The sequence below is a fragment of the Arenicella xantha genome (assembly GCF_003315245.1).
In the GTDB taxonomy this organism is placed as follows: Bacteria; Pseudomonadota; Gammaproteobacteria; order Arenicellales; family Arenicellaceae; genus Arenicella; species Arenicella xantha.
In genome coordinates this window covers 531894-545781 of sequence record NZ_QNRT01000001.1, presented here as the reverse complement: position 1 = coordinate 545781, position 13888 = coordinate 531894, and the positions used below count along the sequence as shown (strand labels likewise).

Here is a 13888-nt window from a genome sequence, read left to right as displayed (position 1 = left end):
TTCTCCTAACCAAAATGTCGCTATGACAATGTTAGTTACGGCAAGATGCTGGGCGCAGATTGGCATCAATTGAGCCGCCGCAAATCCAAGATCGGATTGTTGGCACTGCTGCAGTAAGCGCTGTGTAACTACCAACAGAACTTGAAGGTGAAAGCGTGATGTCACCAGTTACGCCGGTGATGTTTTGAGACGTGGCTGTAATTATACCGGTTGTGGCAGCAACACGTACTTGAGAAACATACTCAGATTGAGTTGTTGGGCAACCCCAACCTGCTGATGTTGATGCTACTGAGCCTTCTGACTGTGTGTATTCGCTAACGGCGGTACGGCAAGCAGACGCAGCAAGAATAACTTCAGAAATTTTTGCTCGTCGCGTGTAGTCTTGGTAAGCCGGTAAAGCAACAGCAGCCAAAATACCGATAATCGCTACAACAATCATCAATTCGATTAGGGTGAAACCCTTAGCGTTTGAACGCTTCATTTGAATATTTTTCATCTTAATAATTCCTCTATTTAAGGATAGTCCAACAATAACGAGTAAGTGCCTGAGTCAGCAGCCTGCTCTCTTAACTTGGGTTGTTTGTCGCCCCAGTGATGATATTTATACCAAATAATTAACCTGCTGTAAGAAAAACCTTCAATTTATATGATAAAAATTGTTACGCGCATAAGTTGTTGATTTAAAATAGAAAAAATGTCAATAAAAATGTCGAAATATTGCCTTTATGCTCTGACAATTATTGTCAGCCGATCTCATACTTGGTTAATTTGTAACGAAATGACCGAAATGTCATGCCGAGCAACTTTGCGGCTTCGGTTTTGTTTCCATCGGTGCTGGCGAGAGCGGATTTCAACGCACGAATTTCTTCCCGCATTAAATATTCCTCTATCGACTCATTGCTTGGCATGTAGGTTCTGAGTTCCGCTGCACGTACTCGCTTAGCTAGCAAAGAAATTGTCCATGCGAGAAACATGAGCAGAATTCCATACCCAGCCATCTGTCCGAGTTTGGCTGTTACCGCTATATCCGACACGAATATGCTGTAAATATGTTCATAAAACAGCAGGATGATTGCGCCAGACGCGAGCCCTAAAGCATGTTTGCGGCGTAGTACCACGCTGCCGGTGGTTACCACCATAAAATACAGCATGGCAAAGCTGCTAGAAATGCTACCTGTGGCATGCACTAAAAAGGTGGTTATGATCAAGTCTATGGCGAATTGCGCGACTAATATCTGATTTAGTGCGAATCGGCGGGTCAAGGTCAACATTGTGAAGCACAACGCTGAAAATAATAGGGCCAATGTACTGCCGAGGAACATTGAAGGGTAAGTCAGTTCATCGATCGCGGATACGCCAGGGAAGAGTTTTGGCAGTGAATATAAGAATAAGAAGAATAGAGCTAAGCCATAACGCATCACATTTAGTGTGAATACGGCTTTCCAAATGTCTTTCCTGAAACTCTTATGAAATCCTTCGTCTACTGGTTCCGCTGCAGTCATCTCCGCTGGGGATTCTTTGACTTTAGTTTTTTCCGCGAGTTTACGTGCGAGATTTGGGTTGGCTATTGCGATTAAATCTGTCGGTTTGGTGGTCATGTTTTATCGTGTAAATTAAGGCGCGATACGCGATTTAGAGGGATGGCGTTGAATCACATATGCTTCTGAAAACACTATACTTTTCCCCCATTTAAAGAGTGTGAGCAACTCCCCATACTTGAATATAGTCTACACCCTTTTTTTTCAAAATTTTAGCAATTTCTCCAACGGTGGCTCCGGTTGTTACTACATCATCAATGATCGCTACGTTCTGCGCTTCAATTTTTCGGTTTAACTTAAAGCAACCATTTAAGTTTTGACTGCGTGCTTTAAGCGATAGTTCCGCTTGGTTTTTAGTCTTAACTGCCTTCTCTAATAGTGTGTAGTCGACCGGTATATCTAGTATTTTTCCCACCTGCTTTGCCAATAAACTAGCTTGGTTGTAGCCCCTTTCTCGTATGCGACTTAGATGTAGGGGGACCGGTACGATTAGTTCTGGCAACACAGAGACTGATGTCTGGAGCTCGTTTGCAAGCAGAGTACCGAGATCACGGGCAAGCTCGGGATGATTACGGTATTTGAGTGCAATGATTTGATCGCTGATTGGGGATTCATAACTAAATGGGCAATAACATAGATCGTAGTCGGGCGGCGACGCGATGCAGCGACCGCAGTGGTCAGTGTGTCCGCTAAAACGTTGGCCGCAACGACGGCAAGTAGCGCTTTGAAACGGCAGTTTGGAGTAGCAGTTGTCGCAGCAAGCTATATTCGGTGTATGTGTCACGCGATCGCAGGCTAAGCATCGCTTGGGGAATAGCCAGTTGAGGCCGTTGCTTATTTGATTGTAAAGTGTAAAATCCATTTTGGTTTACAGCTCCTTTTATTCGATTAACTTCTAACGTCAATGTTCGGCGATCCGTGCCGATCTTCATCATATGCCAAACTCCAAAACGACACAACGCACGCTGACGGTCGAGCCAGGCGGCCTGCGCTGGCCTCTTCATCTGGTTGAAGCTTTGTTTGATCTACCATTCAACGATCTTATGTTCCAAGCTCAATCGGTACATAGGGCGAGCTTTAATCCAAATGAAATACAATTGAGCAGCTTGCTCAGTATCAAAACTGGTGCTTGCCCAGAAGACTGTAAATATTGCCCGCAAAGTGCACGTTACAAAACCGGTCTGGATGCGGAGCGTTTAATGCGCGTCGATAATATAGTAGCTGCCGCACAACGCGCTCGAGACAATGGAGCGAGTCGGTTTTGCATGGGCGCTGCGTGGCGCAGTCCGAAAGATCAAGATTTAACGGTAGTGGAAGAAGCCGTGCGCCAAGTAAAAGAGTTAGGTTTGGAAACCTGCGCGACGTTGGGGATGCTAACGGCGGAGCAAGCGAGCAGCTTGCAGCGTGCCGGATTGGATTATTACAATCATAATTTGGATACGTCAGAAGAATACTACAAGGAAATTATTACCACTCGGACTTATCAGGATCGATTGGATACCCTTGAGCATGTTCGAGATGCCGGCATGAATGTATGTAGCGGTGGCATTATCGGCATGGGGGAGACGCGACGTGACCGAGCGGCATTAATCGCTAACTTGGCGAACTTGCCGGTGCCGCCACAGAGTGTGCCGATCAATAACTTGATTCGTGTCTCGGGTACGCCGCTGGACGATGCTGAGCCGGTCGACGATTTTGAATTTATTCGAACTATTGCCGTGGCACGTATCACAATGCCGGCCTCGTACGTGCGCTTGTCGGCTGGTCGGGAGGCAATGAATGACCAAATGCAGGCAATGTGCTTTTTGGCCGGTGCGAATTCGGTGTTTTATGGCGAAGAATTGCTGACCACCAGTAATGCCTCAGTCGACCACGATCGTGCGTTAATGCAGAAACTTGGTTTGCAGGCGCAAGGTTTGAGAGCCGAAGATTCCGCTGAGCACGGGCTGGTAGAAGCTTCAGGTTCGCACGCCGAATCGCATTGAGCTATGCAGCATACCTGGCGCGCCGATTTGGCGGCTCAACATCACAGCCGCAGAGCTAGCAATCATTGGCGTGAACGCATTGATGTGGGATCAGCGCAATCTACTAAAGTGATTGTTGGTGGGCGGTCAGTCCTGAATTTTTCGAGCAATGATTATTTAGGCTTGGCTAGCCATCCGCAGCTCGGCCGAGCTGCGGCGGATGCCGTGGCGCAATGGGGGGCGGGCAGTGGTGCTTCGCATCTCGTGTGTGGGCACCTTGATCTGCACTCAACTTTAGAACGAGAAATTGCCGAATTTGTTGGTGCTGAGCGAGCGTTGCTGTTCAGTAATGGCTATATGGCTAATCTTGGAATCTGCGCTGCCTTCGCCGAAAAGCGCGATGCTATTGTGCAAGATAAGTTAAATCATGCTTCATTAATAGACGGTGGGCGTTTGAGTCTGGCTCATAGTTACCGGTATCGTCATTTGTCGGTGTCGCATGCCGCCGCTATTTTGCAGCGGAGTGAGGCCGCTCGGCATCTCATTGTGAGCGATGGCGTGTTTAGCATGGATGGCGATGTCGCACCGCTGACGAATCTTAGTGCGCTGGCTGATGCCTATAATGGTTTGTTGATCGTTGATGATGCGCATGGATTCGGCGTATTGGGCGATCAGGGTCGAGGCACCTTGAATGAGCAAGGGTTACGACCGCGCGGAAATGTATTGCTGATGGCGACTCTGGGTAAGGCGCTGGGCAGTTTTGGCGCCTTTGTTGCGGGCGATGCATTGCTTATTGATCATTTGTTACAGACTGCGCGTAGCTATATATATACCACTGCACTGCCGCCTTCGGCAGTTTCGGCTTCATTGGCTGGGTTGCACCTTATAAAGGAAGCAGGAAGCGATCTGCAAATTAGGTTGCGTAAAAACATCGACTACTTGCGGGCTGCGGCGGCGGAACTGGGTCTTAATTTTGAATCGTCTAACACGGCCATCCAGCCGATAATTATCGGTGCGCCACAGCGTGCACTCGAGGTTAGTGAGCGACTGCGCCGTGACGGAGTTTGGGTAGTGGCGATTCGCCCTCCCACCGTTCCAGTAGGCTCATCTAGGTTGCGGGTCACGCTGTCGGCCAATCATACCTTTAATGACATCGATGTGTTGCTGCAGTCTTTAATGGTTGCATTGGGAGAGGCTCAGTGACAAAGGTGAATAATATCGTTTTGGTGCCTGGCTGGGGAATTAACTCGTGTGTTTGGCTGGGGTTGCTTGAGTTGATCGGGTCGTTACGGCCAGACCTTAATGTTCAGCTTATTGATTTCCCTGGGTATGCGCAGCATGCCGACTCTGTTTGTCCTAGCGATCTCAATGATTTGGCAACGTTTTGTCTTGAGCAAGCACCTCAGGATGCAGTTTGGGTAGGCTGGTCATTAGGCGGTATGGTTGCCATGCAGGCGGCGTTGACTAGCGGAACGAGTCGTGTGCGTGGCTTGCAGTTGATAGCGACGAGCGCAAAATTCGTGGCTTCGCCGGATTGGCAATTCGGAGTCGATGTGTCTGTATTCGAACGCTTTTGTAACGAGTTGAGTAATGATTATCGGCAAGCGCTTAAGCGATTCCTATTGTTGCAGGCTGGAAATCGACATGAAGCGCGGGGCGTAGTTAAAGAATTGCACCAACGAATTATCGCAACGACTAGTCCGACTAAAGCCTCCTTGCAAGCAGGTTTGTCATGCTTGGCCGGTGCTGATTTGCGCGGTGTTGTTGATCAAATTGATGTGCCGACTCAGGTTGTCATAGGCAAGTTGGATCGCGTCGCGAACCCCGCAGGCGGTGAAGCGTTGGCGCGATCTTTAGGCGGCGAGTTGGTGGCCTTGCATTGTGGTCATGCTCCCTTTATTACCCATGCAGAAGACGTGGTTGCATCGTTGCTGCGGTTGCTGGCTGACGTTGAGCGAGCTGAATGCAATGATTGAGCGAAAGTTAATTCAGCGGCAATTTAGTGATGCCGCACACCAATACGATCTGAAGTCGAGCATGCAGCGAGACATTGTGGACTCACAATTGGCCGCCATCAACGGTAAGCCCAGCTCGGTCGTCGACTTAGGGTGTGGTACTGGCTATGCGATCGATAAATTGACGCAACTCGGAATTGAGCGAATTGTTGGCGTTGACCTAGCGCCGAGTATGCTAGAAGTGGCACGTCAACGGAATGCCAATGCCAGCTATCTATGTGCTGATTTAGAAGCCGTTCCGCTAGCCGATTGCAGTGTTGATCTAGTGTTGTCGGCATCGGCGTTTCAGTGGTGTGATCTAGCCCGTGCGGCGGCAGAGGCGATTCGTGTTTTGCGCCCGAAAGGTCAGATTGTGTTGAGCACTTTTTCGCACGGAACTCTAGCGCACTGGCGGGACATGTGGGGCTTTAACGATGAGCGTAGGTTCGTTGAGCGTGATGGCTTAATTCGAGCCGTAGAGCAATGCGGGGCAACTGTCTCAGCGGTCAGTAATGTGATTTTTCGTCAGTCATTCGGCAGCTTCAATGATGCGGTATCGAGTATTCGCGATATTGGTGCTGGTGAACGACCTCAAACGGGTTTAATGGGGGCCAAGCGATATCGGCAAGTTCGCGATAAGGTCAACGATATTATCGCGCAGCGAGGGCATATTACTTTGGTCTATCATGTTACAACGATCAACGCCGAAAAGTGCGCTAGCGCATCAAATTGTCGGTCTGGAATGACTCACTCACAGCAATCGCAGCAGAAATCGTATGTCTAATGGCTATTTTATAACCGGCACTGATACTGGTGTTGGTAAAACAGTGTCGGCCGCAGCGTTAATTCGTTTGCTTGTCGCGCAAGGTAAGCGAGTGGCTGGTTTAAAGCCGATTGCGAGCGGTTATGAGATGACCCCAGAGGGGTTGCAGAATGAAGATGTGCAAGCCTTGATGGCTGCGTCGAATGTTGTATTAGATGAGCGCCGAGTTAACCGTTATGGGTTTGAACCAGCGATTGCGCCACATATTGCCGCGTCAATGAACCAGGTGCGCATTGACGCGGATGCTATCTATCGGGATTTATGTTTTGCGCAAAAGTTGGCGGATTTGGTGGTTGTGGAGGGCGTTGGCGGTTGGTTGGTGCCTTTATCGCAGCCGTTTGCAGGGCGAGAGCCGCTGAGTATCGAAAGCTTGGCGCAACGATTGGCGCTGCCGGTGGTGCTGGTCGTGGGCTTGCGTCTTGGCTGCCTGAATCATGCTTTGTTAACGGCCGCGGCAATTCGTGGTTCAGGTCTGCCGCTAGCTGGCTGGGTAGCAAATCATATTGACCCGGATTTTTCTTGCTGCGCAGAAAATCTCCAGACCTTGGAGGCAATGATTGGGGCTCCAAAGCTATTTGAGCTGCCTTATGAACCGCAATCACCGTATACTGTACGGGCGACAAAATGCGACCCTAGTTGGTTGTCACCGGATTGCGCTTGATAAACTTTTATTAAGATTAGCGGTTGAATTTGTTGATGCGGTGTTGTGCCTGTGATACCTTTCCTCCGCCCCGATTTGGGCGCTTTCCACGATTTCTGTCGGGACACTCTTGATGCAAAATTACGGTGATTCACACTGGTGAAAGCGGTAATAAGTCAAAGTGATAAAATCCAACAGCAAGGTGAAGTGATTTACGGAGCAAGGGCGAGGGTAGGTTGAGTACTGATTTATCCAAGTTACCATACCTGAGTTGACATATTTTATTGTTGGCTAAGTGATTGATTCTGTAGAACTTTATCTACCAAAACGAAATTTTAATTGGAGTACCTCTAATTATGGTGTTATCTCAACACACTAGACTGATCGCTAAATTGTCTGCGTTTGGTTCTTTACTGATCGCCACGTTGTTCAGCGGCCTTGCGTTAGCTGAAATGCGCTTGAACTTTCAAGACCCGGTTACCGAAGTCGCGAGAGATATTTATGGCTTACATATGTTGATTTTCTACCTGTGTGTGGTCATCTTCATTGTTGTGTTCAGCGTCATGTTTTACTCGATCTTTAAGCATCGTAAAAGCAAGAATTACCAACCCGCGCAGTTCAGTCATAGCACCTCTGTAGAGATTGTATGGACTATCATACCGTTCCTAATTTTGGTGGCGATGGCCGTTCCTGCGACCAAGGTTTTGATCAAAATGGAAGACACCACGAAGTCTGACTTGACGATCAAAATAACCGGTTATCAGTGGAAATGGGGTTATGACTACTTAGATAGTGGCATCAGTTTTTACAGTACTCTGTCGACTCCACGCGAGCAAATTAACCAGTTTGACGAAGATTCAGCTCAGCCTCTAGGCGAAAATTACTTGCTGGAAACCGACAATATGGTTGTAGTTCCATCGGGCCGTAAAGTACGTGCCTTAATTACAGCCAATGACGTGATTCATGCGTGGTGGATTCCGGCGTTCGGCACTAAGAAAGATGCGATCCCAGGCTATATTAATGAGCTTTGGTTTAATGTTGACGAAGGTAAAGAAGGTATTTATCGAGGTCAATGTGCTGAGTTGTGTGGTAAAGACCATGCGTACATGCCAATTGTTGTCAAAGTAGTTACTGGCGACGAATTTGATGCTTGGGTTGCTGCAGGCGGCAGTTTTGATGCATCAAACATCGCCGACGCTGAAGAAGCAAAAGAGCAAAGCATTCCAGAGGCGGCAGCTGAAGCTGTGGTCGACGCTATCGTTGCAAGTGCTGAGGCGGTTGAAGCCGTCGCTGCAAAAACTTGGACTCAAGATGAGTTGATGGCTAAGGGCAAAGAAGTATCCGCTACCTGTAATGCGTGCCACGGTGTCGATGGTAAAGGCATGCCTGGCGTGTTTCCAGCAATCGCCGCTAGCCCAATTGCTACCGGTCCGATAGAGGATCATCTAAGTATTGTGATGTACGGTAAAGCCGGAACCCCTATGGCGGCGTTTGCAGGCCAATTGAGCGATGAAGAAATCGCAGCCGTTATCACATATCAACGTAATTCCTTTGGCAACGATTCTGGCGACGTAGTATTGCCAGCCGATGTCAAAGCGAAACGTAATTAAGTATTAGAGTAGGAGAATAACCATGTCACATGCAGCAGCGGCGCACGATCACGACCATGATCATCACATGCCAACTGGTTTTAAGCGTTGGTTCATGTCTACCAACCATAAAGATATCGGTACTCTATACCTTATCTTCTCACTGACCATGTTGTTTCTGGGCGGTGCAATGGCTTTGGTCATTCGTGCTGAGTTATGGCAACCCGGTTTACAGTATGTAGACCCGCATTTTTTCAACCAAATGACCACAGTGCATGCACTGATTATGGTGTTTGGTGCGGTTATGCCGGGTTTCGTTGGTTTTGCTAACTGGATGCTACCGTTGATGGTTGGCGCGCCAGATATGGCATTGCCTCGTATGAATAACTGGAGCTTCTGGATTCTACCATTTGCATTCAGTATTTTATTGATGAGCTTTTTCGTACCCGGCGGAGCACCGGCGTCCGGCTGGACGCTATATGCACCACTGACCATTCAAGGTGGAATGAGTGTCGACATGGGTATTGTGGCGATTCACATGATGGGTATCTCATCGATTATGGGTGCCATTAACGTGATCGTTACTGTGCTGAACATGCGTGCGCCTGGAATGACCTTGATGAAAATGCCAATGTTCGTATGGACTTGGTTGATCACTGCGTTTCTGTTGATTGCAGTTATGCCGGTTTTTGCTGGTGCGGTTACCATGTTGTTGACCGATCGTCACTTCGGTACTGCGTTCTTTAATCCTGCTGGCGGCGGCGACCCTGTGCTGTATCAACACATTTTCTGGTTCTTCGGTCATCCAGAGGTGTACATTATGATTCTGCCAGCATTTGGCATTATCTCGCACATTATTCCTACGTTTGCGCGTAAGCCATTATTTGGTTACAGCTCAATGGTATTTGCTACCGCTGCGATTGCATTCTTATCGTTTATCGTTTGGGCTCATCACATGTTTACGGTGGGCATGCCTTTGCAAGGCGAGCTGTTCTTTATGTACGCCACAATGCTTATTTCGGTGCCGACCGGTGTAAAAGTATTTAACTGGGTAACCACAATGTGGCGCGGTTCAATGACGTTTGAAACGCCAATGCTGTATGCGATTGGTGTGGTGTTCTTGTTTACCCTAGGTGGCCTTTCTGGCTTGATGCTAGCGATCACACCGGCTGACTTTCAGTATCACGATACGTATTTCGTAGTGGCTCACTTCCATTACGTACTATTTTCTGGTGCGGTGATGGCTATGATGGGCGGAACGTTCTTCTGGCTGCCTAAATGGACCGGCCATATGTACAACGAGACCTTAGGTAAGTTCCACTTCTGGTTAACCGCGATATTCTTTAATGTTACGTTCTTCCCGCAGCACTTCTTAGGCCTAGCCGGCATGCCGCGTCGTTACGCTGATTATCCAATTCAGTTCACTGAGTTTAATCAAGTGTCATCTATCGGAGCCTTTGGTCTTGGGTTGTCACAATTATTGTTCGTTTACATCATTGTTTCGACCGTTCGTGGTGGTAAAAAAGCCACTGCTGAAGTTTGGGATAACCCTGAGGGTCTAGAGTGGACAGTTCCAAGTCCGGCTCCGTTCCATACGTTTGATACCCCACCGACAATAAAGTAAGCGTGGGTTAGATTGTTCGAATAGACGAGGCCTTAGATGGCCTCGTCAGTTTTAGTGAAGTTCACTTATCCCGGCTAGCAACATTTCTACAAAGCCATAACATCCGCTTAAAAAATGTCTGAAAACGAAATAAGCAATGAGAAGAAAAAGAGTAACGCTCGGGTAGCGTTCTTTATCGCGCTGATTCCATTCGCATTGTTTATTGCTTCTTTTTTTATTATGCGTTAATTGTGAATGATGAATAGACTAGCAAAATTCCAAGGCGGCCGCTCTCAACGGGGTAACATCGTCGTAAAACTGGTTGTTATTGCGGTGTTAATGTTTGGTTTCGGTTACGCCTTGGTTCCGTTGTACGAAGCTTTTTGCAGAGTGACTGGCTTCGGTGGTAAGACTGATATTATCGAAGAAGCGGCAGCCAATGCCGCCACGGTGAGCGACCGAGAAGTGGCAGTTACGTTTACGTCGCATAGTCATACGTCTTTGCCTTGGGAATTTAAGCCGATAACCAAAGGTTTAGATGTAAAGATAGGTGAAGTTCAAGAAGCCGTTTTTTATGTGAAAAACTACTCAGATAAACCTATTACCGGTATGGCAACATTTAATGTTACGCCACCGCGTGCGGGGTTTCATTTTAAGAAGACTGAGTGTTTCTGCTTTAGCAAGCAGGTAATGCAGCCCGGCGAAGAACAGGAAATGAAGGTGCGTTTTATGCTGGATACTGATATGCCAGAAGACGTACAAGAACTAACGTTGTCCTACACGTTTTTCGATAATTCGAAATACGCTGGACAATAATTATCACGAATCCGTTATAAAACGGCTAAAATAGACTAGTTAAAGGTTTATTCAAGAGGAAAACCAGATGTCTTCACATTCTCAAGATCAATATTTCGTACCAGACTCGAGTGTCTACCCGTTCGCGGCGTCTATTGCGCTGTTCTTTATTGCTATGGGTGGCGCTAGCTTCTTAAATGGTTATGCATTTGGACCTAAAATGATGACGGTTGGCTTTATTGGTATGGCCTGTCTGTTGTTTATCTGGTTTCGCAAAGTCATTATTGAGAGTCCTGATTACAATATGGATGTTGATAAGTCGTTTCGCATCGGGATGGCTTGGTTTATTTTCTCCGAAGTGATGTTTTTCGCGGCTTTCTTTGGCGCACTTTACTATCTTCGTACACTGGCGATTCCTTGGTTGGCTGAAACCGAATTGCTATGGCCTGGTTTTGAGGCATCATGGCCTTCGACTGGGCCAATGGGGGCAGCGTTGTTGACCGGCGCCGGTGCCACACCAGATGCTACCGCCATCGCAGAAGGTACTGAGTTCGCGATCATCGACCCTTGGCATCTGCCTTTGTTGAATACATTATTGTTACTTGCTTCAAGCGTGACCTTGACTATTGCTCATCACGCATTGCGTGCTAATAAGCGTGGTCAGCTAATCTTTTGGTTAGGGTTGACTGTGTTCCTCGGCGCATTGTTCTTGTTCTATCAAGCCGAAGAGTATATCGAAGCCTATCAACACTTAGGCTTAACACTGGGAACCGGTGTTTATGGATCTACGTTCTTCTTGCTAACCGGGTTTCACGGATTCCATGTTTGCTTGGGCGCGTTTATTCTGTTTGTGGTTCTGATTCGTTGCATCAAGGGTCACTTTACCGCTGAACGCCACTTCGTATTCGAGGCCGGTGCATGGTATTGGCACTTTGTTGACACTGTCTGGGTCGGACTATTTATCTTCGTATATATTCTATAGTACGAATTTAAGTCACGATTTAGAAAAAAGGGCGTCCATCAGGCGCCCTTTTTTAGTGGTTATAACAGCGGCGTTCGAATTGAGCTCTATCGCACTGAGGGTAATTGAGTTAAATGCATAGGCTAATCAGGATAATCCATAGCCTTTTAATCATCGACAAGCTGGTGTTGATTTGTGTCTGCACGACTCGAGAGGTTTAAGCCGTAGCGTTGAAATAGTGTTTTATGGATTAGATTGGTCAATGCGTTCTTGTTGTTCTTGATTGAACTTTTCAGGATTGACAGAGTTGCTCGGTTTAATCCAGCCTAATTTCAAAGACAGCAGAATAAAAACAAATAGAATGACCCAAATGCCGATGCGCCACGTAAGCGATTTTACTAACTGGTCGCCTTTATCATTTTCATTTGGGGTCTTGATTAAATGAAATAGTCCGACGCCAAGGCTAGCGATCATGGCTAATAGAAGAACGATAATGACAATTTTGCTCATAGTGAAGGGCTGGCCTATAAGGCATGTGCTAAGGTGCGCAAAGTTTAGCGTATTTAGGTCAAAGTGTTGCGAATGAAGCCCAATAAATCTCAATCTGTACCTTGGAAATTGCCAATTATGTTGATTTTGGCAGTCGTGCTGATACTTGCTATGTTGCGCTTGGGTATCTGGCAGTTGGATCGTGCTGAGCAGAAACGAGACATGCTTTCGTCGTTAATTAGTAAAAGTCAGCGTGTCGCCGTGCCTCTCGCATCCGTTAATAGAAATGATGCAAATCTTCGATATACCTCAGTGACCGCCAGCGGACGGTTTCTGCCGGAAAAAACCGTGTTGGTCGATCGTCAGGTGGTTGCAGGCCAGGTTGGGTATACGGTGGTAACGCCATTTGAAGTTGAAGGTATGAGCGATGCTGTTTTAGTGGCGCGCGGTTGGGTCTCGGCGGGTCAAAGTAGGGCAGTGTTGCCGACCGTCGAAACACCGGTTGAGACTTTGACGCTTACTGGCCGACTCAATTTTCCGGCCGCCCAACCGCCTTTATGGGATGACAAGTATCCGGTGTCGGATGGTTTGGTTTGGCAGTATTTACCGCTGACTGAGGTGGCACAGGAAATGACCTTATCGCTATTCCCTTTAGTGTTAGAATTGGCGCCCGATACCGTGGGCCCAGCAGCATTACGTATAGATTGGCCCGCCATAGATGATCAATGGGTTGCCAAGCACCAAGGCTATGCGTTTCAATGGTTTGCCATGGCATTCGCGTTTTTTATTGCTTGTGTGGTGTTACTATTGCGCCGTCGCAATGCGACCGATAACGATGACTCGTAACGTTAGAACAGAACTATGACCGAATTAAATAATACGACTCCTGCCCCGAAAGCTTCAGGCAACAAAGCGCAATTCTGGAATCGCGTACAAATGGTGTTGATTCTTGTTGTTTTTGCTGCCCCAGTTGTCGCCGCCTATTTCTATAAACCGACACACTTTAATAATTACGGCGATATCTATCAGCCTGTCAGGCCAGTTAGTAATTTAATGATGCACGGCACGGACGGTGTTGTTGAGATGGATAGTCTGCGTCGGCAATGGGTATTTTTAATTGTCGCCCAAGATGCATGTAGTGCTGAGTGTGAAGCAAATATTCTCAAAATGCGTCAACTTCGATTTATGCAGAATAATGATATGACGCGTATCCGCACGGTGTTTTTACATAGTGGATTAACCGATGAGCTGGCAGTGGACTTGGCGGCAAAATACAGCCCCATAGAAGCCTACTCTTCAGAGCCTGCAGCGTTTCAGGAGTGGGTTAAAGTTCTCAAGCTTGATGACGCGCCGAAAGAAGCTGAAAAAGACCGATTTTACGTCATCGACCCAGCGGGTAACCTGATGATGAGTTATCCGGCTTCAGCTGATCCGAATATTATGAAAAAAGATGTTAAACGCTTGTTAAAAGCATCGCAGATTGGCTAATTGT

General features: G+C 47.4%; 15 protein-coding genes. 11 read left to right on the top strand and 4 right to left on the bottom strand.

What is annotated here, in order from left to right:
• Positions 1 to 31: 31 nt before the first annotated feature.
• From DFR28_RS19975 to DFR28_RS02350, 3 genes are all read right to left on the bottom strand, one after another.
• A complete protein-coding gene (locus DFR28_RS19975) occupies positions 32 to 481 on the bottom strand; it encodes a pilin (protein ID WP_113953380.1) in 450 nt (149 codons plus the stop codon).
• A 262-nt stretch (positions 482 to 743) separates the two neighbouring features.
• On the bottom strand, positions 744 to 1598 hold the full coding sequence (locus DFR28_RS02355) for a helix-turn-helix domain-containing protein (RefSeq protein WP_113952692.1): 855 nt from the start codon (positions 1596 to 1598) through the stop codon (positions 744 to 746).
• 91 nt (positions 1599 to 1689) lie between these two features.
• Positions 1690 to 2400 carry a ComF family protein gene (locus DFR28_RS02350; RefSeq protein ID WP_113952691.1) on the bottom strand — a complete coding sequence of 237 codons (711 nt, stop codon included), beginning with the start codon at positions 2398 to 2400 and terminating at the stop codon, positions 1690 to 1692.
• Between the two features lie 73 nt (positions 2401 to 2473).
• Here DFR28_RS02350 and bioB point away from each other — a divergent pair, with 73 nt between their 5' ends.
• The 9 genes from bioB (at position 2474) to DFR28_RS02305 (ending at position 11928) form a co-directional block, all read left to right on the top strand.
• Positions 2474 to 3523: a biotin synthase BioB gene (bioB, locus tag DFR28_RS02345; protein WP_113952690.1), complete on the top strand. Its 1050-nt coding sequence runs from the start codon at positions 2474 to 2476 to the stop codon at positions 3521 to 3523.
• Between the two features lie 3 nt (positions 3524 to 3526).
• Positions 3527 to 4705 (top strand): 8-amino-7-oxononanoate synthase, encoded by a 1179-nt coding sequence (gene bioF / locus DFR28_RS02340; protein ID WP_113952689.1) that lies wholly within the window; start codon positions 3527 to 3529, stop codon positions 4703 to 4705.
• The gene (locus DFR28_RS02335; RefSeq protein ID WP_211316819.1) at positions 4702 to 5478 is read left to right on the top strand and encodes an alpha/beta fold hydrolase; all 777 of its coding nucleotides are present in this window, start codon (positions 4702 to 4704) and stop codon (positions 5476 to 5478) included. Before bioF ends, DFR28_RS02335 begins: the two co-directional genes overlap by 4 nt.
• Entirely contained in the window at positions 5471 to 6280 is an 810-nt protein-coding gene (locus DFR28_RS02330; protein WP_170131945.1) for a methyltransferase domain-containing protein, read from the top strand. Before DFR28_RS02335 ends, DFR28_RS02330 begins: the two co-directional genes overlap by 8 nt.
• Positions 6273 to 6980 carry a dethiobiotin synthase gene (gene bioD / locus DFR28_RS02325; RefSeq protein WP_113952686.1) on the top strand — a complete coding sequence of 236 codons (708 nt, stop codon included), beginning with the start codon at positions 6273 to 6275 and terminating at the stop codon, positions 6978 to 6980. Before DFR28_RS02330 ends, bioD begins: the two co-directional genes overlap by 8 nt.
• A gap of 335 nt (positions 6981 to 7315) precedes the next feature.
• Positions 7316 to 8569, top strand: a complete 1254-nt coding sequence (coxB, locus tag DFR28_RS02320) for a cytochrome c oxidase subunit II (RefSeq protein WP_113952685.1) — start codon at positions 7316 to 7318, stop codon at positions 8567 to 8569.
• 22 nt (positions 8570 to 8591) lie between these two features.
• Positions 8592 to 10172 carry a cytochrome c oxidase subunit I gene (gene ctaD / locus DFR28_RS02315; protein WP_113952684.1) on the top strand — a complete coding sequence of 527 codons (1581 nt, stop codon included), beginning with the start codon at positions 8592 to 8594 and terminating at the stop codon, positions 10170 to 10172.
• Between the two features lie 234 nt (positions 10173 to 10406).
• Positions 10407 to 10967 carry a cytochrome c oxidase assembly protein gene (locus tag DFR28_RS02310; protein ID WP_211316818.1) on the top strand — a complete coding sequence of 187 codons (561 nt, stop codon included), beginning with the start codon at positions 10407 to 10409 and terminating at the stop codon, positions 10965 to 10967.
• A 67-nt stretch (positions 10968 to 11034) separates the two neighbouring features.
• Positions 11035 to 11928, top strand: a complete 894-nt coding sequence (locus DFR28_RS02305) for a cytochrome c oxidase subunit 3 (protein ID WP_113952683.1) — start codon at positions 11035 to 11037, stop codon at positions 11926 to 11928.
• 222 nt (positions 11929 to 12150) lie between these two features.
• On the opposite strand, the gene DFR28_RS02300 is transcribed toward DFR28_RS02305, so the two are convergent.
• Positions 12151 to 12417, bottom strand: coding sequence for a twin transmembrane helix small protein (locus DFR28_RS02300; protein WP_113952682.1), 267 nt, complete (start codon positions 12415 to 12417; stop codon positions 12151 to 12153).
• Between the two features lie 72 nt (positions 12418 to 12489).
• On the opposite strand from DFR28_RS02300, the gene DFR28_RS02295 reads away from it, so the two are divergent.
• A complete protein-coding gene (locus DFR28_RS02295; protein ID WP_113952681.1) occupies positions 12490 to 13242 on the top strand; it encodes an SURF1 family protein in 753 nt (250 codons plus the stop codon).
• A 15-nt stretch (positions 13243 to 13257) separates the two neighbouring features.
• Entirely contained in the window at positions 13258 to 13884 is a 627-nt protein-coding gene (locus DFR28_RS02290; RefSeq protein WP_113952680.1) for a cytochrome C oxidase subunit I, read from the top strand.
• The last annotated feature ends 4 nt before the right edge of the window (positions 13885 to 13888 follow it).

What these genes read in the sequence shown, in the direction of transcription:
- DFR28_RS02310 (WP_211316818.1), top strand. Translation starts at nt 10,407, where the DNA reads ATGATGAATAGACTAGCAAAATTCCAAGGCGGCCGCTCTCAACGGGGT.
- bioB (WP_113952690.1), top strand. Translation starts at nt 2,474, where the DNA reads ATGCCAAACTCCAAAACGACACAACGCACGCTGACGGTCGAGCCAGGC.
- DFR28_RS02330 (WP_170131945.1), top strand. Translation starts at nt 5,471, where the DNA reads ATGATTGAGCGAAAGTTAATTCAGCGGCAATTTAGTGATGCCGCACAC.
- ctaD (WP_113952684.1), top strand. Translation starts at nt 8,592, where the DNA reads ATGTCACATGCAGCAGCGGCGCACGATCACGACCATGATCATCACATG.
- DFR28_RS02300 (WP_113952682.1), bottom strand. Translation starts at nt 12,417, where the DNA reads ATGAGCAAAATTGTCATTATCGTTCTTCTATTAGCCATGATCGCTAGC.
- DFR28_RS02350 (WP_113952691.1), bottom strand. Translation starts at nt 2,400, where the DNA reads ATGGATTTTACACTTTACAATCAAATAAGCAACGGCCTCAACTGGCTA.
- bioD (WP_113952686.1), top strand. Translation starts at nt 6,273, where the DNA reads ATGTCTAATGGCTATTTTATAACCGGCACTGATACTGGTGTTGGTAAA.
- DFR28_RS02305 (WP_113952683.1), top strand. Translation starts at nt 11,035, where the DNA reads ATGTCTTCACATTCTCAAGATCAATATTTCGTACCAGACTCGAGTGTC.
- DFR28_RS02355 (WP_113952692.1), bottom strand. Translation starts at nt 1,598, where the DNA reads ATGACCACCAAACCGACAGATTTAATCGCAATAGCCAACCCAAATCTC.
- DFR28_RS19975 (WP_113953380.1), bottom strand. Translation starts at nt 481, where the DNA reads ATGAAGCGTTCAAACGCTAAGGGTTTCACCCTAATCGAATTGATGATT.
- coxB (WP_113952685.1), top strand. Translation starts at nt 7,316, where the DNA reads ATGGTGTTATCTCAACACACTAGACTGATCGCTAAATTGTCTGCGTTT.
- DFR28_RS02290 (WP_113952680.1), top strand. Translation starts at nt 13,258, where the DNA reads ATGACCGAATTAAATAATACGACTCCTGCCCCGAAAGCTTCAGGCAAC.
- DFR28_RS02295 (WP_113952681.1), top strand. Translation starts at nt 12,490, where the DNA reads ATGAAGCCCAATAAATCTCAATCTGTACCTTGGAAATTGCCAATTATG.
- bioF (WP_113952689.1), top strand. Translation starts at nt 3,527, where the DNA reads ATGCAGCATACCTGGCGCGCCGATTTGGCGGCTCAACATCACAGCCGC.